Origin of the sequence: Mesorhizobium yinganensis (genome assembly GCF_040081985.1) — a bacterium.
Taxonomy (GTDB): Bacteria; Pseudomonadota; Alphaproteobacteria; order Rhizobiales; family Rhizobiaceae; genus Kumtagia; species Kumtagia yinganensis.
On the sequence record NZ_JBEBMH010000009.1, the window covers coordinates 175,374 to 194,412 of the forward strand.

10 protein-coding genes are annotated in these 19,039 nt (G+C 63.9%); 8 read left to right on the top strand and 2 right to left on the bottom strand.

Annotation, left to right across the window (positions count from 1 at the left end):
* Nucleotides 1-8 precede the first annotated feature (8 nt).
* From hutI to ABMA59_RS18325, 8 genes are all read left to right on the top strand, one after another.
* A complete protein-coding gene (gene hutI / locus ABMA59_RS18290) occupies nucleotides 9-1,244 on the top strand; it encodes an imidazolonepropionase (RefSeq protein ID WP_349006811.1) in 1,236 nt (411 codons plus the stop codon).
* Complete coding sequence (gene hutH, locus ABMA59_RS18295) at nucleotides 1,241-2,773, top strand: histidine ammonia-lyase (protein WP_349006812.1); 1,533 nt, start codon at nucleotides 1,241-1,243, stop codon at nucleotides 2,771-2,773. Before hutI ends, hutH begins: the two co-directional genes overlap by 4 nt.
* A 231-nt stretch (nucleotides 2,774-3,004) precedes the next feature.
* Nucleotides 3,005-3,799, top strand: coding sequence for an N-formylglutamate deformylase (hutG, locus tag ABMA59_RS18300; RefSeq protein WP_349006813.1), 795 nt, complete (start codon nucleotides 3,005-3,007; stop codon nucleotides 3,797-3,799).
* Between the two features lie 28 nt (nucleotides 3,800-3,827).
* On the top strand, nucleotides 3,828-5,498 hold the full coding sequence (hutU, locus tag ABMA59_RS18305; protein WP_349006814.1) for a urocanate hydratase: 1,671 nt from the start codon (nucleotides 3,828-3,830) through the stop codon (nucleotides 5,496-5,498).
* Nucleotides 5,495-6,082: a HutD/Ves family protein gene (locus tag ABMA59_RS18310; protein ID WP_349006815.1), complete on the top strand. Its 588-nt coding sequence runs from the start codon at nucleotides 5,495-5,497 to the stop codon at nucleotides 6,080-6,082. The genes hutU and ABMA59_RS18310 overlap by 4 nt, the downstream gene beginning before the upstream one ends.
* 264 nt (nucleotides 6,083-6,346) lie before the next feature.
* Nucleotides 6,347-14,929: a glycoside hydrolase family 94 protein gene (locus ABMA59_RS18315; RefSeq protein ID WP_349006816.1), complete on the top strand. Its 8,583-nt coding sequence runs from the start codon at nucleotides 6,347-6,349 to the stop codon at nucleotides 14,927-14,929.
* A 220-nt stretch (nucleotides 14,930-15,149) separates the two neighbouring features.
* Nucleotides 15,150-16,925 carry a glucan ABC transporter ATP-binding protein/ permease gene (locus tag ABMA59_RS18320; protein WP_349006817.1) on the top strand — a complete coding sequence of 592 codons (1,776 nt, stop codon included), beginning with the start codon at nucleotides 15,150-15,152 and terminating at the stop codon, nucleotides 16,923-16,925.
* Between the two features lie 94 nt (nucleotides 16,926-17,019).
* Nucleotides 17,020-17,811: a heme ABC transporter permease gene (locus ABMA59_RS18325; protein WP_349006818.1), complete on the top strand. Its 792-nt coding sequence runs from the start codon at nucleotides 17,020-17,022 to the stop codon at nucleotides 17,809-17,811.
* A gap of 9 nt (nucleotides 17,812-17,820) precedes the next feature.
* Here the strand turns inward: ABMA59_RS18325 and ABMA59_RS18330 are convergent, their stop codons facing one another.
* Nucleotides 17,821-18,057, bottom strand: coding sequence for an Lrp/AsnC family transcriptional regulator (locus ABMA59_RS18330; protein ID WP_349006819.1), 237 nt, complete (start codon nucleotides 18,055-18,057; stop codon nucleotides 17,821-17,823).
* Between the two features lie 29 nt (nucleotides 18,058-18,086).
* Nucleotides 18,087-18,905 (bottom strand): alpha/beta hydrolase, encoded by an 819-nt coding sequence (locus ABMA59_RS18335; protein WP_349006820.1) that lies wholly within the window; start codon nucleotides 18,903-18,905, stop codon nucleotides 18,087-18,089.
* Between the last annotated feature and the right edge of the window lie 134 nt (nucleotides 18,906-19,039).

A 19,039-nucleotide genomic window follows, 5' to 3' on the forward strand; every position in this document is an offset into this window, starting at 1 on the left:
AAAAGTCAATGGCCGAAACGGAACGGAGAGCAGCGACGGGCGCGCGCATCTGGCGCAACGCCAGGCTGGCGACCATGGCGAGGCCTTGCTCGGGCCTGGGCGTCGTCGAGCGCGGCGCCGTCGCGTCCATTGACGGTAAGATCGCCTTCGCCGGACCGGACGCGGAACTGCCGGCGAGCTTAGCCGCCAATGCCGAGACGGTCGACTGCCAGGGCCGCTGGATCACGCCCGGGCTGATCGACTGCCACACCCATCTCGTCCACGCGGGCAACCGCGCCAACGAATTCGAGATGCGGCTGGCCGGCGCGACTTATGAGGAAGTGGCGCGGGCAGGGGGCGGCATCGTGTCGTCGGTCAAGGCGTTGCGCGCCGCGAGCGAAACGGATCTGGTCCGGGAAACCTTGCCGCGCCTCGACGCACTGATCGCGGAAGGCGTGACGACCGTCGAGGTCAAATCCGGCTATGGGCTCGATCTCGAAAATGAAGCCAAATCGCTGCGCGCCGCGCGATTGCTCGGATATGAGCGTGCCGTCTCCGTCAGGACCAGCTTTCTCGGCGCCCATGCACTGCCGCCGGAGGCCGCCGGTGACAAGGATGCCTACATCGCCAAAGTCGTCGACGACATGCTGCCGGCGATCGCCGCCGAAGAGCTTGCCGACGCGGTCGACGGTTTTTGCGAGGGTATAGCCTTTTCGCCGGACCAGATTTTGCGCGTTTTCGATAAGGCCAAGGCGCTCGGACTGCCGGTGAAACTCCATGCCGACCAGCTTTCCAATCTCGGCGGCGCCGCGCTCGCCGCCCGCTATGGCGCGCTTTCGGCCGACCATCTCGAATACACCGACGCGGATGGCGCCGCGGCGATGGCCAAGGCCGGCACGGTCGCGGTGATCCTGCCCGGTGCATACTATTTCATTCGCGAGACCAAAAAGCCGCCGATCCAGCTTTTCCACGACGCCGGCGTGAAGATGGCGATCGCGACCGACTGCAATCCCGGCACATCGCCGTTAACCTCTCTGCTGCTGACCATGAACATGGCGGCGACGCTGTTTTCCATGACAGTGGAAGAGTGCCTGTTGGGCGTCACCCGCAACGCCGCTGCCGCGCTCGGCCTCTCCGGCGAGACCGGGACGCTGGAAGCCGGCAAATGGGCGGACCTTGCGATATGGGACATCGAGCGGCCGGCCGAACTGGTCTACCGCATGGGATTCAATCCGCTGCACAAGCGTCTCTGGAGGGGCCAATGAACGAGATCGTCCTGCGGCCCGGAGCGGTTCCGCTTGGTCACTGGCGCAACGTTCTGGATGGCGCCGTGCCGTCGCTCGACCCGACCGGGCGCGACCGCATCGCCGCGGGTGCTGCGGTCATTGCCGGCATCGTAGCCAAGGGCGATCCGGTCTATGGCATCAATACCGGCTTCGGAAAACTCGCCAGCGTGCGCATTCCGGCAAATGACGTCGAGACGTTGCAGCGCAACCTGATCCTGTCGCATTGCTGCGGTGTCGGCAATCCTCTGGCGCCGGAGATCGTGCGGCTGGTCATGGCGCTCAAGCTGAATTCGCTCGGCCGAGGCGCATCGGGTGTGCGGCCGCAAACCATCGCACTGATCGAGGCGATGCTGGCGAAGGGCATCGTGCCGGTCATTCCGGAAAAGGGTTCGGTCGGTGCGTCCGGCGACCTCGCACCGCTGGCGCATATGACGGCGGCGATGATCGGCGTCGGCGATGTCTTTTTCGAAGGCGCACGGATGCCAGCGCAGGCCGCGCTGCAAAAGGCAGGGCTGAAGCCGATCGTGCTGGCCGCCAAGGAGGGTCTGGCGCTGATCAACGGCACGCAGGTCTCAACCGCGCTGGCGCTGACCGGCCTGTTTCGCGCGCATCGCGCGGCGCGCTCGGCGCTGATTACCGGTGCGCTGTCGACCGACGCGGCCATGGGTTCCTCCGCGCCGTTCCATGCCGAAATCCACGAATTGCGCGGCCATCGCGGCCAGATCGACACGGCGGCCGCGCTGCGGGCGCTGCTGAAAGGTTCGGAAATCCGCGACAGCCACCTGGAGGGCGACGAGCGCGTCCAGGACCCCTATTGCATCCGCTGTCAGCCGCAGGTCGACGGCGCTTGCCTCGACCTGTTGCGCATGGCGGCGCGCACGCTGGAAACCGAGGCGAATGCCGTCACCGACAATCCGCTGGTGCTGGCCGACGGGTCGGTGGTGTCGGGCGGCAATTTCCATGCCGAACCGGTGGCCTTCGCCGCCGACCAGATCGCCATCGCCGTCTGCGAGGTCGGCGCGATCGCCCAGCGCCGCATCGCGCTCTTGGTGGATCCGGCGCTGTCCTTCGGGCTTCCCGCTTTCCTGGCGAAGAAGCCGGGGCTGAATTCCGGCTTGATGATCGCCGAGGTGACATCAGCCGCGCTGATGAGCGAGAACAAGCAGATGTCCCATCCGGCTTCGGTGGATTCGACGCCTACCTCCGCCAATCAGGAGGACCACGTATCCATGGCCTGCCACGGCGCGCGGCGACTGTTGCAGATGACCCAAAACCTCGCCGGCATAATCGGCATCGAGGCTATCACCGCCGCGCAAGGCGTGGATTTTCGCGCGCCATTGAGGACAGGGACCGAGTTGCTTAGGGCGCATGCCGCGATCCGTGCTGCCGTGCCCGATCTGGAGGTCGACCGATACATGGCGGATGATCTCGCCGCCGGTGCCGATCTGGTGTTGTCCGGCACGCTGAACGCCAGCGTGTCGGAAGAAATATTGCCCGAACTTGCATAGGTCGAACTTCGTGCAACACCCCTCATCCGACCTCGCTTCGCTCGGCCACCTTCTCCCACAAGGGGAGAAGGTGGAGGGCTGCCGCTTAGCCTCTGCAAGTTTCCAACGTCGGAGATTGGCGGCAAGGTCGGCGCGAAACTCCCCCTTCTCCCCTTGTGGGAGAAGGCGGCCGAGCGAAGCGAGGTCGGATGAGGGGTGTTGGACGGAGTGCGACCTTGATGGGGTGAGCACATGAACCCGGTCGAAGTCACCCGCGGCACATCTCCCGTCATTCTCGGTTTTCCGCATGTCGGCACGTTCGTTCCGCCCGATGTCCGAGAGCGTCTGAATGACGAGGGACAAAAACTCCGGGACACGGACTGGCATGTGGACCGTCTTTACTTGGGCCTCCTGCCTGGCGCGACAATGGTGCGGGCGACGTTCCATCGCTACGTCATCGACGCCAATCGCGACCCGTCCGGCCAAAGCCTCTATCCCGGCCAGAACACGACCGGCCTGGTGCCACTGACGGATTTCGACGACCAGCCGATCTGGCGCGAGGCGCCGACCAAAGCCGATATCGCCGGGCGGCTGGAGACCTTTCACCGACCGTATCACGCAGCGCTCGCCGCCGAGATCGAGCGGGTAAAGGCCGAACATGGCGTCGCGATCCTCTACGATTGCCACTCGATCCGCTCGCATTGCCCGTTCCTGTTCGACGGAAAGCTGCCGGATTTCAACATCGGCACCAACAACGGGCTGACCTGCGCCCCCGAGATAGAGGCGGCGGTGCACGAAACCTGCGCGAAAGCAGAAGGTTACACGCATGTCGTCAATGGCCGCTTCAAGGGCGGATGGACGACGCGCCAATACGGACAGCCATCAAGCGGCGTCCACGCGATCCAGATGGAACTGACGCAGTCCACGCACCTTGCCAGCGAGAGCCTGCCCTTCGCCTATGACGTGGCCAAGGCGGTCCGTCTGCGCGTCCACCTCCAAAAAATCCTGACCGAACTCGAAACCATCGCCCGGCGGCTCGCCGCTTGAGCCTTGGCCGCCGTCATAGGAGCGTATCATGACCAATCCGCGCCATAACATCCGCGAAGTCCGCGCCCCGCGTGGCGACAAGCTCAATGCCAAATACTGGACGACCGAAGCGCCGCTCCGGATGCTGATGAACAATCTAGACCCGGACGTGGCCGAGAACCCGAACGAGCTTGTGGTGTATGGCGGGATCGGACGCGCGGCGCGCACCTGGCACGATTTCGACCGCATCGTGGATTCGCTGACGACGCTCGAGAACGACCAGACGCTGCTTGTGCAGTCGGGCAAACCGGTCGGCGTGTTCCGCACCCATGCCGACGCGCCGCGCGTGCTGATCGCCAATTCCAACCTGGTGCCGCACTGGGCCGACTGGGTGCATTTCAACGAGCTCGATAAGAAGGGCCTGATGATGTACGGCCAGATGACGGCCGGCTCGTGGATCTACATCGGCACGCAGGGTATCGTGCAAGGCACATACGAAACCTTCGTCGAGGCCGGCCGCCAGCACTATGGCGGCAACCTCAAGGGTAAGTGGATTCTTACCGCGGGTCTCGGCGGCATGGGTGGCGCGCAGCCGCTGGCGGCCGTCATGGCCGGCGCCTGCTGCCTCGCCATCGAATGCAATCCCGACTCGATCGATTTCCGCCTGCGCACCCGTTACGTCGACGAGCGCGCCGAGACACTCGATGAGGCGCTGGCGATGATCGACCGCTGGACGAAGGCGGGCGAGGCGAAGTCGGTCGGCCTGCTCGGCAACGCCGCCGACATCGTGCCAGAGCTGTTGCGCCGGGGCATAATGCCCGACATGCTGACCGACCAGACTTCCGCTCACGATCCGCTCAACGGCTACCTGCCGAAAGGCTGGTCGCTGGCTGAATGGCGTGAGAAACGCGTGAGCGATCCGAAGGTGGTCGAGAAGGCGGCGCGTGCCTCGATGCGCGAGCATGTCGAGGCGATGGTCGGCTTCTGGAACGCCGGCGTGCCGACGCTCGACTACGGCAACAACATCCGCCAGGTGGCGAAGGACGAAGGTTTCGAGAACGCCTTTGCTTTCCCGGGCTTCGTGCCAGCTTATATCCGGCCGCTGTTCTGCCGCGGAATCGGCCCGTTCCGCTGGGCGGCACTTTCCGGCGATCCGGAGGACATCTACAAGACGGACGCCAAGGTCAGGGAATTGACACCCGGTAACACCCACCTGCACAACTGGCTGGATATGGCGCGCGAGCGTATTTCCTTCCAGGGCCTGCCGGCGCGCATCTGCTGGGTTGGGCTCGGCGACCGCCATCGACTGGGTCTCGCCTTCAACGAGATGGTGGCCAAGGGTGAACTGAAAGCGCCCGTGGTCATCGGACGCGACCATCTGGATTCCGGCTCGGTCGCCTCGCCCAACCGCGAGACAGAGGCCATGAAGGACGGATCGGACGCCGTCTCCGACTGGCCGCTGCTCAACGCACTGCTCAACACGGCGTCCGGCGCCACCTGGGTGTCGCTGCATCATGGCGGCGGCGTCGGCATGGGCTTTTCGCAACATGCCGGCATGGTCATCGTCGCCGATGGCACGCAAGATGCGGCGCGCCGGCTCGAACGGGTGCTGTGGAACGATCCGGCGACCGGCGTCATGCGTCATGCCGATGCGGGCTACGAGATTGCGCTGGACTGCGCGCGCGAGCAGCAGCTCAACCTGCCCGGAATCCTCGGGTGAACGGCTTCACGGTCGTCCGGGCCGCCGACCATCGCGTCATGCGGTGGAAGAATGGTGGCGGCACGACGGCCGAGATCGCTGTATCCCCCGATGGCGCAGGGCTTGAGAATTTCGACTGGCGGCTGTCGATGGCCACCGTCGAGACGGACGGCCCTTTTTCGACATTTTCCGGCATCGACCGCACCTTGTCGATCCTCGAAGGCGAAGGCATTCGTCTGTACATCGGCGCGGACGCGCCTGTCGAACTGACGAAAACCTCCGAGCCGCATGTCTTCGCCGCCGACGCTGCGTCCTCGGCCGAACTGATCGCCGGCACTGTCATTGACCTCAACGTCATGTCGCGGCGTGGCCGTGTCGAACACAGGGTTCGCCGACTGCATCTCGCGGAAGCGGTGGATATCGCGCCCGGCGGCCATGACGTGGCCATCTTTTGCGCCGAAGGACGATTGCAAGTGGATATGGGTGACGAGCAGATCGAACTCGCCCGCCACGACACCGCGATCTGGTCGAATGGCCGGACCGAAGCAAGGCTTCGTCCTCGTCCATTTGCCTTGGTTTACACGGTCGAAATCCGGCGCGTCTGACCACGCGTCCGCGATATTTGGGACGCGCTCATTTTAATCACGAAAAAGCCAAAATCTCGCCGCTTTGCATCGCCGACCGGACGGGTTCGGCTGGTTTCGGCAAGCTGCCGGAGCAATCGAGTTTCGAAAGTCATTGTGTCGCGGCTGAAGTGAGGATCGGCTGGTGTTGCAATGCAACTTTTGCCATCTGAAGCGGTTAAGCCTTGATTCCGGCTGCGGCATTCGCCGTGGTCTCCCTGTTTGTACCCTGGAATCTGTCGTTTCATGAATATTCAGGCTCGGCCCGAAGCCACCCAGACTGCGACTTTGCTGTTCCCAGCCGAAGCTGAGCAGCCCATTCGGTCGACCTTCCTCCAAGAGGATCGTCTGCGCTCTCTCGGCGAAAGCCTTGCGCGCAACGAGTTGGAAAGCCTCTACGGGCTTAAGGCGTTCGACTTTCAGGCGCGCCATCGCGACAACGCTGCGAAGATCCTGGAAACCTATCGCTCGACCAATGCCGCGCAGGCCCGCGGTGAGCCGATAACGCCGGCCGCGCAATGGCTGCTCGACAATAACTATCTGGTCGAGGAGACGATTTTCCAGATCAAACGCGATCTGCCCCAGCGCTTCTATCGCCAGTTGCCGTCGATGAAGCTGCCGGGCGGCGGCGAGGTGCCGCGCGCCCTGGCGCTGGCCTGGGCCTATGTCGCGCATTCCGACAGCGCCGTTTCGGCGCAGATGCTGAAGGCGCTTGTCGATGGTTTCCAGAGCGCCGAGCCGTTCCGTATCGGCGAATTATGGGCGCTGCCCTCACTGTTGCGTTTCGTACTGGTCGAAAACCTTCGCCGCATCGCGGTGCGCGTCAAGCGGGCGCGCGAGATGCGGCAGATCGCCAATGAAGTGGCCGACCGCGTGCTGGCCTCCGGCGACGGTGAGGACCGGCGCAAGATTATGTCGGGCTATGCTGCTCACGCCCGCGACACAACCTTCGCGACGCAACTCCTCTACCGCCTGCGCGACGGCTCGCACAATGCCGGCGAGGCGCTGATCTGGCTCGAGGAAGAGCTGGAAAAATCCGGATCGGACGCCGAAGAAATCACGCTCGGCGAGCATCACACCCTATCCAGCGGCAACGTCACGGCCGGCAATATCATTCGCGGTCTGCGGTTGATCAACGACGTCGATTGGCCGGACTGGTTCGAGGGCGTCAGCCGCATCGACGAGCAACTGCGCCAGCGTGGCGACTATGCGGCGCTCGATTTCGAATCGCGCAACCAATATCGCGGCGAGATCGAGGAACTGGCCCGACGCTCCAATTTGTCCGAGTTCGAGGTTGCCAAGCGGGCCACCGAGCTTGCGGGCATGTCATCGCGGCCGGGCGATCCACTTGACGACCAGGGCACGCCGCAAGGAACCGATGTCGGTTTCTTCCTCGTCGGTGAACGCCGTCCCGAACTGGAAAGGGCGATCGGCTACAAGCCCGGCTTCGGCCGCCGGCTGGTCCGCGCCTTCCGGTCGACGGGATGGCTGGGCATTGCCGTTCCCGTCTTCTTCCTCACGGTGATCCTGTTAGCAGCCAGTGGCATGGCGCTGGCTGGCATCGGTCTGCCGGGCTGGGCGATAGCGCTCATGCTGGTGCTGTTCGCGGTGCCGGCCAGCGAAGGCGCCATGTCGTTCTTCAACACGGTCGTCCTGCTGTTCCTGGAGCCAACCCGCCTGCCGGGCTACGAATTCAAGGAAGGCATTCCGCACCAGGCGCGAACGCTGGTCGTCGTGCCGTCGCTGATCAATTCGCGCGATGACGTCGAAGAGGCCGTACGCACGCTCGAAGTCCATCATCTCGCCAACATGAAGGGTGCGTTGCATTTCGCATTGCTGTCCGACTGGCCGGACAGCGACACCGAGCAAAGCACCGCCGACCTGGAGATCCTCGAACACGCCCGGGAAGAAATCGCGCTCCTGAACGAACGCTACCCGTCGCAGGGCGCTCCGAAATTCTACATCCTGCATCGTCGGCGGCTCTTCAACGAATCCGAAGGCTGCTGGATGGGCTGGGAGCGCAAGCGCGGCAAGCTGCATGAGTTGAACATGCTGTTGCGCGGCGACGGCGACACGACCTTCATGCCGACCGAGCATCCGCTGCCGAGCGACATCGTCTATGTGATGACGCTCGACGCCGACACCAAGATGACCCGCGACGTGGTCACCGAACTGGTGGGCAAGCTGGCCCATCCGCTGAACCGTCCGGAGTTCGACGCCAAGACCGGGAAAGTAACTCACGGCTACTCGATCCTTCAGCCGCGTGTCACCGCGTCGCTGACCACCGGCGACGAGGCCTCCTTCTTCCAGAGGGTCTTTTCCGCTAACCGCGGCCTCGACCCCTATGTCTTCACAGTCTCCGACCTCTATCAGGACATTTTTGGCGAGGGCACCTTCACCGGCAAGGGGCTCTATCACGTCGACGCATTCGAGGCGGCGCTGAAGGGACGCATCTCCGAAAACACGGTTCTCAGCCACGATCTGCTTGAAGGCGCATACAGCCGCTGCGCCCTGGTCACCGATGTCGAGGTGGTGGAAGATTATCCCACGCGCTATTCGGTCGATGCGTCACGCCATCACCGCTGGGCGCGCGGCGACTGGCAGTTGCTGCCCTATATTCTGGATCCCACCTCGGGCGTACCGGCCTTGTCGCGCTGGAAGATGGTGGACAATCTCAGGCGCTCGATCACCCCGATCTTCTGGGTGATGGCGACCGTCGCCGGCTGGACGCTCCTGCCCTTCACGCAGGCCGCGCAGTGGCAGGCCCTGTTGATCCTCAGCCTGTTCATGGCCCCGACCTTCAATGTCGTCGACGCCATCCTTCCCAAGAGCGCCGATGCGACGGCGCGCGGGCATTTCAACGCGCTCTTCCATGACGCGGCATTCGGCACCGCGATGGTCGCGCTGAAGATTGTGCTGATGGCGCATTCGGCCTGGATGATGGGCGACGCGATCATCCGCACGCTCTACCGGCTGTTCGTCAGCCGCAAGCACATGCTGGAATGGCGCACGGCCTCGCAGGCACACAAGTCCGGCGACAACACGCTAACATCCTATTATCGCATGATGTACGGCGCGGTGATCATTGCCGTCGTAGGACTGGTCATCCCCGTCATGGCGGATTCGACCGGCGCCTTCGTCGCCTTTTTCTTCGCCATCTTCTGGGCCGGATCGCCGGCCTTCGCCTGGCTGATCAGCCGCTCGGCCGAGACAGAGGATCGGCTGCGCGTCTCGAATTTCGACCGCAAGGCGCTGCGCGTCGTCGCGCGCCGTACATGGGCCTATTTCGAGGCGCATGTCACGCCTGAGCAGCATTTCCTGCCGCCCGACAATTTTCAGGAAACGCCTCTGCCGCTGGTCGCACCGCGCACTTCGCCCACCAATATCGGCGTCTATCTTCTGTCGACGGTCTCCGCGCGCGACTTCGGCTGGATCAGCCTGTCGGAAGCCGTCACCCGCATCGACCAGACGATGGCGACCATCGAGGGCATGGAGCGCTTCAAGGGTCATCTCTACAACTGGTATGAGACGAACACGCTCCGGCCGCTTTATCCGCTCTATATCTCGGCGGTCGACAGTGGCAATCTTGCCGGCCACCTCGTAGCCGTCGCCGCCGCCTGTAACGAATGGGCGGAGGCGCCCTCCGTCCATCTGCAGGGCGAGTTCGACGGACTGCTCGATACGGTGACCATCCTCGAGGAAAGCCTCGACGAACTGCCCGACGACCGCAGGCAGTTGCGGCCGCTGCGCCAGCGGCTGCGCGACCGCATCGAAGGTGTGCGCCGCGCCGTCGAGACCATCAAGGGCCAGCCGGAAATGGCTTCGATCCGCACCATCAACCTGACGGTGCTGGCGGGCGAGATCCGCAAGCTGGCGGGCGCCATGCACGCCGAAGTGGGTTCGGAGAAGAGTGTCATCCTGTCCGAATGGGCCGAGAAGCTGCTGGCGACCTGCGAGGCGCATGTCCATGATGCCCACAGCGACGACAAGGCGGTCGAGGCGCTTCGCGCCAAGCTGATCGAACTGCGCGACCGCACGCGCAGATTCGCCTTCGAGATGAATTTTTCCTTCCTGCTCAGACAAGACCGCAAGCTGCTGTCCATCGGCTACCGGGTCGAGCAGCACCAACTCGACGAAGCCTGCTATGATCTGCTGGCCTCGGAGGCGCGGCTCACCAGCCTGTTCGCCATAGCCAAGGGCGACATCCAGACAGACCATTGGTTCCGGCTCGGCCGGCCGATCGTCGAGATCGGCTTCCAGGGCGCGCTGCTGTCCTGGTCGGGATCGATGTTCGAATACCTGATGCCGCCTCTGGTGATGAAGGAGCCGCAGGGCGGCATCCTCAACCAGACCAACAAGCTGATCGTTCACCGCCAGATCCAGTACGGCCGCTCGAAGCGCATTCCGTGGGGCATTTCGGAGGCCGCATACAATGCGCGCGACCGCGAGATGACCTATCAGTACACCAATTTCGGCGTGCCAGGGCTCGGCCTCAAGCGCGGTCTGGCCCAGAACACGGTGATCGCGCCCTATGCGACGATTCTCGCGGCGCAGTTCATGCCGCACGAGGCGATGCGTAATCTCGAACGGCTGAAGTCGATCGGCGCGCTCGGGCGATACGGGTTCCACGACGCGGTGGACTTCACGCCGCAGCGCGTGCCGGAAGGCACTGACCACGCGGTCGTCTACAATTATTATGCCCACCACCAGGGCATGTCGATCGTCGCCGTCGCCAACGCCATCTTCGAGGGCAGGATGCGCGACCGCTTCCACAGCGATCCGGTCATCGAGGCGGCCGAATTGCTGCTGCAGGAGAAGGCCCCGCGCCATATTCCGGTGGCCACCGTCCGCACCGAGGCCGACGACGAGGTGGCCGTCGAGGAGGACGAGACCAGCAACGACAGCCGCACCGTCCTCAATCCCGCGCATGCGCTGCGCGCCACCAACGTGATGTCGAATGGCCGCTACTCGGTAATGGTTACGGCGCTGGGCACCGGCTACAGCCGCTGGCAGGACCTTGCGGTGACCCGCTGGCGAGGCGATCCGTCGGAGGATCGGGAAGGCACCTTCGTCTTCCTGCGCGATATCGAGACCGGCGAGTGGTGGTCGACGACGGTCGAGCCCCGCCGTGCCGAAGGTGAGAGGGTTTATGCGCATTTCAACGACGACAAGGCCACCTTCGTCAAAACCGTGGGCACGCTGCGCTCGGAAGTCGAATGCATCGTCGTCTCCGAGGGCAACGGCGAAGGCAGGCGGGTCACCCTGAACAATGACGGCGATGTCGACCGTCATATCGAGGTGACCTCCTTCGCCGAGTTCGTGCTGGGGCCGGATGCCAACGACGTGGCACACCCGCTTTTCTCAAAAATGTTCGTCGAGACCGAGATCGGACGCGGCGGCAACGCGATCTTTGCGCGCCGCCGCAAGCGTGCGGAGAACGAGCCGGATGTCGAGGCGGCGCATTTTGTCACCGACGCCTCCGGTGTTGCCCGCGAGACCGAGGCCGAAACCGACCGGCGCGCTTTCATCGGGCGCGGTCGCAGCATCGCCGATCCGGCGGCCTTCGATCCCGGCGCGACCCTCGGCGGAAGCGCCGGCTTCGTGCTCGACCCGGTCATGGCGCTGCGGCGGCGCGTGCGCGTGCCGGCCAACAAGAAGGTGCAACTGACCTTCTGGACGGTGGTCGGCGCCAATCGCGGCGAGATCGAAGCGGTGGTCGCCCTGCTCGATCATCCGGAAAGCTTCGCGCGTCAGGCGATGCTGTCGTGGACGCGCTCGCAGGTGCAGACCCGCCATATGGGCCTCAGCCTCGCCGATGCCGCCAACGTCCAGCGACTGGCGCGCTACCTCATATATCCCGATCCGTACCTGCGCACCGCGCCGGAGACGATTGCGGCCGGCCTCGGCAAGCAATCGGCGCTGTGGCCGATGGCGATCTCCGGCGACTATCCGATCTTCACGGTGCGCATCGGCGATGTTGCCGATCTCGAGATCGTCGCGCAGGCGCTGCGATATCAGGAATACATGCGGGCGAGGGGATTGGTCGCCGACCTCGTCATCCTCAACGAGCAGGCCGCGTCGTACGTTCAAGACCTGCAGCAGGCGATCGAATCGCTCTGCGAGAACAGCCGTGCCCGCGGCACCGAGCTTGGCCCGCGCCAGCATATATTTGCCGTGCGGCGCGACCTCATGGACGAGGAGTCCTACAAGACGCTGCTGGCGGTGGCGCGTATCGTGCTGCACACCCGCAACGGCACGGTCTTCGACCAGGTCGAGCGCGCCGAGGCTGAGGCGCTCAAGGCCCGCGATGCTCTTCGGGCCGCCGAAACAACCACGACCGCCACGCCGATGGCCGATATCCGGCCGGTGGCGCGGCTCGCCGAACGGCGCGACGTCGCGGCCGATGGATCAGGGCTGGAACTCTGGAACGGCTATGGCGGCTTCGCCAACAATGGCCGCGACTATGTTGTGCGGCTTGCGGGCACACGTTTCACGCCGCAGCCATGGATCAACGTCATCGCCAATTCGTCCTTCGGCTTCCATACGTCCGCCGAGGGCGCGTCCTTCACCTGGAGCCGCAACAGCCGCGACTTCCAGTTGACGCCATGGTCCAACGATCCGGTGTCGAACCGCCCGGGCGAGGCGCTCTATGTCTACGACCACGCCAGCCGCAAGCTCTATTCGCCTTTCGCTTGCGTGGCGCGTGATCCCTCGGTGACCTATGAGGCTCGCCACGGGCAGGGTGTCAGCACTTTCGCCGCCAAACGCGGGACAGTTTCGCTCGAACTGACGCAGACGGTCGATCCCAAGGATCCGGTTAAACTCGCGCGCCTCAAGCTGCGCAACACCGGTTCGCTGGCGGCAAAATTCACCGTCTACGCTTATGTCGAATGGGTGCTCGGCAACAACCGGGCGCTCTCGGCGCCGAACATCGTGCCTTCGCTCGACGCGGAGACGGGCGCGCTGCTCGCCCGCAATCCGTACAGCCTGGATTTCTCGGATCGTGTCGCCTTCCTGGCGTCCGACGAAAAGGCGGAGTCGGTGACGACGGATCGTGGCGAATTCCTCGGGCCGGAAGGTTCGGTCGAATGGCCGGTTACGGCCAGTGCTGGGTTGGCGCTGTCGGGCAAGATCGAGGCCGGCCTCGATCCCTGCGCGGCGATGGCCCGCGAAGTCGAAATCGCGCCGGGTGCCGAAGTGTCGCTGCTCTGGATGATGGGCGATGCGGGATCGGCGCAGGAAGCCGGTGAACTTATCGCCCGCCACCGCGCCTTGGACTTTGACGAACGCTTGGCCGAGAACGACGCCGCCTGGCGCGGCTTCCTCGACACGCTGCAGGTCGAGACGCCCGACAAGGCGCTCGACGCCATGGTCAACAACTGGCTGCCGTATCAAAGCCTCGCCTGCCGTATCCGCGCACGTTCGGCCTTCTACCAGGCGAGCGGCGCCTTCGGCTTCCGCGACCAGCTTCAGGATACACTCGCCTTCCTGATGCACGACCCGAATCTGGCGCATGAGCAGATCCTCAATGCCGCCGCCCGCCAATTCCTGGAGGGCGACGTACAGCATTGGTGGCTCCCGCGCACCGGCGCCGGCGTCCGCACGATGATCTCGGACGACGTGGTCTGGCTAGCCTATGCAACCGCGCATTTCATTGAGGTGACTGGCGACCCGACCATCCTCGACAAGAAGATACCGTTCATTTCCGGTGCCACACTGAAGGAAGGAGAGCACGACGCCTTCTTTACACCGGAGCAGACCCGCGAAACCGCGACGCTCTATGAGCACTGCGTCCGCGCGCTCGGCCTCGCGATAACACGGTCGGCGCCGAGCGGGCTTCCGCTGATGCTGGGCGGCGACTGGAACGACGGCATGAACGGCGTTGGCGCGCATGGCAAGGGCGAGAGCGTCTGGCTCGGCTGGTTCCTCCTGAAGGCGCTGGGTGACTTTGCACCGATCGCGCGCGACCGCAAGGACGACGCCCAGGCGGCGAAGTGGGAAGCGCATGCGAAGGTCCTCAAGAAGGCGCTGGAGCAGTCTGCGTGGGACGGCGCGTGGTATCGCCGTGGCAGCTACGACGACGGCGCGCCGCTCGGGTCGCATAAATCCGACGAATGCCAGATCGATTCGATCGCCCAGTCCTGGAGCGTGCTCGCCGGTGGCGATCCGAAGCGTTCCGAAAAGGCGATGGAGTCTGCCTTCGAGCGGTTGGTCGATACGGAACTCGATATCGTCAAGCTGTTCACCCCGGCCTTCTCGAAGACGAAGAAGGAACCCGGCTACATAAAAAACTATCCGCCGGGCGTTCGCGAGAATGGCGGCCAGTACACGCACGCCGCGACGTGGTTTGTCATCGCGCTGGCTAAAATGGGGCGGACGGATGATGCCTGGCGCTGTTTCCGCATGCTCAATCCGGTGAACCATGCAGCCGACGAGACCGCCGCCGAGCGCTACCGCGTCGAGCCCTATGTGGTCGCGGCCGACATCTATTCGAGCGACGACAAGGGCGGGCGTGGCGGCTGGACCTGGTACACGGGCTCGGCCGGATGGCTCTATCGCGCCGCCGTCGAGGGCATCCTCGGCATTACTCGAAAAGGCAGCGAAGTCATTGTCAATCCTGCGATTCCCGGTGATTGGGAAGGCTACTCCGCAACCCTAGTTCTTGACAATGAAAGCTATCGTATCCGCGTCTTGCGCGAGGCCGGCACTGGGGCTTCGATGGTGGAAGTAAACGGCAAGAAACTGCAGGGACAAAGCTTTCGGGTGGCCGGCGCGAAGACGGGTGCGGAACGCTCCAACGTCATTCCGCTTCGCGGCGCTGGCGGCTGAGATCACAAATTGGGTATCGATTGCCATGATTTTGCCGCATCGATGCCTTTTTTCCTTAAATCTCAAACCGTTACGTGATCACGAAAAGTTGCGCGCGGTTACGATCTTTTGTTCGAATTTAGGGAACCGGGTGTGTAGGGGGGCATTGAAGTGCGGGGCCGCAGTCAGTACCTCTTGACGATTGCTGCAACGCACAATGTTTCAGGTATGAGGTATTCGCGTGACTTTGTTTGAAGTCTATTGGCGGGCGCTCCGTTACCTAGCAGCGGAAAAGCACAAGGTTGCCCTGATCTGCGCGGCGAATATCGGGCTGGGCATGGTCACCATCGCCGAGCCGGTGCTTTTCGGCCAGATCATCGACGCCATCGCCGACAAGGATGAGCTCGTCGACTCGCTGGCGCTTTGGGCCGGCCTCGGCGCCTTCAACATCGTTGCGTTCGTACTGGTTGCCCGTGGCGCAGACCGGCTTGCACACGCGCGCCGCGTCGCCGTCCTTTGCGAATCCTTCGAGCGCGTCATTTCGATGCCCTTGTCCTGGCATCAGAAACGCGGCACCTCCAATGCGCTGCATACCTTGCTGCGGGCGGTGGAGACGCTTTTCAGCCTGTGGCTGGAATTCATGCGCACCCATCTGTCGACGGCCGTGGCGCTTCTGCTGCTTATCCCGACCGCCATGTCGATGGATCTGCGCATGTCGGCCGTGCTGCTGATGCTTGGCGTGTTCTACGTCGCCATAGGCCGGCTTGTGATGCGCAAGACCAAGGACGGCCAGGCGCGCGTCGAGACCCATTTCCACGAGGTCGTTTCTCACGTCACGGATTCGGTGAGCAACGTCACCGTGCTGCAGAGCTACAACCGGGTCACGCAGGAAACCGAGGCGCTGAAGACCTACACGCGCCGCCTGCTCGACGCGCAGTTCCCCGTTCTCGACTGGTGGGCGCTGGCGAGCGCGCTCCACCGGCTGTCGGCGACGATCTCGATGATGGTCGTCCTGTTGATCGGCGCGCTTCTGGTACAGAGCGGCCAGCTTCGCATCGGCGACATCGTGGCCTTCACCGGCTTCGCGACGCTGCTGATCAGCAGGCTCGATCAGCTTTCGGCCTTTGCCAACCAGATTTTCGAGGCGCGCGCCAAGCTTGAGGCGTTCTACGACCTGGAGCAGGCAGCAGCAGTCGCCGCGGAGCCGGAGGGTCTGGCGGATCTCGGCAATGTCGACGGTCGCGTGCGCTTTGATGACGTGAGCTTCGCCTTCCCTGACACGGGCGAGGGGCTTGAGGACGTTTCCTTCGAGGTCAAGGCCGGCCAGACGGTGGCGATCGTCGGCCCGACCGGCGCCGGCAAGACCACTCTTATCAACCTTCTGCAGCGGGTACACTCACCCAGGCACGGCCGTATCCTGATCGACGGCACCGACATCAGCACGGTCACCAAGCATTCGCTGCGACAGTCGATCGCCGCTGTCTTCCAGGACGCCGGACTGTTCAACCGGTCGATCGAGGACAATATCAGGATCGGCCGCGAGGGCGCGCGCAACGTCGAGATTCACGCCGCCGCCGAGGCCGCCGCGGCCCAGGAATTCATCCTGGCGAAGAGCGAGGGCTACGACACCCGCGTCGGCGAGCGTGGCGGACAGCTTTCAGGTGGCGAGCGCCAGCGCGTGGCCATTGCTCGCGCCATCCTCAAGAACGCGCCGATCCTCGTGCTCGACGAGGCGACCAGCGCACTGGACGTCGAGACCGAGGCGCGTGTCAAGGACGCCATCGACGGGCTGCGCAGGGGCCGTACCACCTTCATCATCGCCCACCGGCTGACGACCGTCCGCGATGCCGATCTGGTGATCTTCATGGACAAAGGCCGCATCGTCGAGATGGGCGGCTTTTCCGAACTGTCGGCGACGAACGGCCGTTTCGCCGCCCTGCTGCGCGCCGGCGGCCTGTTGTCCGACGAGGAGGTCCGCCGCCTGAGCCGCATCTCGGTGAAGGACGAGGCTGCCTGAGCCGGTAGCGGTTTTACGCTCACCGGTTCGTGGGAAGGCCGCTTCGACCTTTCGCCGCGTTGCGGCGATCGGCAGCGCAGTCTATGTAGAGCCGATGAGCGATACTCCTGGCAACCAGACGATTTCCCGGACCGGGCGGTGGGCTGATCTCGCCAACCCGACCCGGTTCCTGGCGCTTGCCGACCGTCTCGTGCCGTGGTTCGCCGCCGTCTCGGGGATCATCCTGGCGATCGGCCTGTATCTCTCCTTCACCGCGCCGGAAGACTACCAGCAGGGCATTACAGTGCGGATCATGTACATCCATGTGCCGTTCGCCTGGCTGTCGATGATGTGCTACTCGCTGATGGCTCTTTCGGCGCTGGGCACACTGGTCTGGCGGCACCCGCTGGCCCATGTCGCGCTCAAGTCGGCAGCCCCGATCGGCGCGGTCTTCACCGCGCTGGCGCTGGTCACCGGCTCGATCTGGGGCAAGCCGATGTGGGGCACCTGGTGGGTCTGGGACGCAAGGCTGACTTCGGTCTTCGTGCTGTTTCTGATGTATCTCGGCATCATCTCGCTGACGCGGGCGCTCGACGATCCCCAGCGCTCGGCGCGCGCCGCCGCGATCATCACGCTGGTCGGTTTCGTCAATATCCCGATCATCAAATTCTCGGTCGAGTGGTGGAATACGCTGCACCAGCCGGCATCGGTGCTGCGCCTCGACGGCCCGACCATCCATCCGAGCCTGCTGTGGCCGCTGCTGGTGATGGCCGTCGGGTTCACGGTGCTGTTCTTCACGTTGCACCTGATGGCGATGCGCAACGAGATTTTCCGCCGCCGCGTCGCCGCCATGCGGCAGATCGCGGCGCGCCGCGCCGAACGCGGCGCCGCCAGGGCGTCGTCGTAAGCGGTCGGCTCAGAATGCGGTGAAGGTCAGGGTCGTCAGCGAGCGCACGATGCCCGGCACGTTGGCGATGTTTTCGTTGATGAATTTGCCGATGTCGACCTCGTCCTCGAGATAGATCTTCATCAGCAGGTCGTATTCACCGCTCGTCGAATAAAGTTCCGACACCACCTCGCGCTCGTAGAGCGCGCCAGCGACCTCATAGGTCTTGCCAGGTGTACACTGAAGCTGGACAAAGACGGCTCGCATGGAAACTCCGGTTGGCTATCCGGCCCTTCTTACAGGGCAAGCAGCGATCGGACCAGAGCGTGGTTGCGATCCGTCAGCCCTTCGATGACGCTGAAATGGTGTTTTGCCGGCTCGACCACGATTTCCGGCGCTACGCCGCTCCAGGCGTCCCGCATCAATCGCGTCTGGCGCACGAATTCCGGCCGTTCGTCCGCGCCGACCCAGAAGGTGATGTCGATCCCGTCGAGTGGCGAAAGCAGGGCGGGGCTTTCGTGCTTGGCTTCGACCGCATCGAGTTTCAGGGTTTCGATCATCTTGGTGTTCATCAGCGGGCGAAGGTCATGCACACCCGAGATCGACACGGTTTTCCGCAGCCTGGACCGAAGATCAGATGAGAGGGGCGAGGTCGCCGAAACCATGCGCGACACCAGGTGGCCGCCGGCGGAATGGCCGGTCAGATGGATCGGCCCGTCGACCTCCTTGGCTGCGACGGAAATCGCGTCGCCGATCTGCCGGGTGATATCGGTGATCCGCGCCTCCGGGCAGAGCACGTAGCTGGGGACCGCAACGGCAAATCCCTGTTCGACCGCACCCTTCGCCAGATGCGAAAACGTCTTGCCGTCGAACAGCATCCAGTAGCCGCCATGGACGACGACGGCCAGCCCCTTGGGTTTTCCCTCCGGCAGGAACAGGTCTAGCCGGTTGCGGGCGTGCGGGCCGTAAGGGATGTCGGCCCGCATCCGCCCTGATTGCCCCAACTCGTCGCGGAACGCTTTCGCATCCACAGGCCATTGGTCGACGATGGTGTTCGCATCCTTGATATAGGCGCGGTTGGCATAGGCATCGTCCCAATCGGTGATCTGTTCCATATTTCTTGTCTCTCAAATATCGATGAAGGCGTAGCCACAGGCGGCAACCGGCGCTACGTGCCTTGCCGGAATTGCGTCAAGCCCGAAAGTTCGAATGCTTGCAAGCCGTTGCTGCCATCAAGCGCTGCCGATCG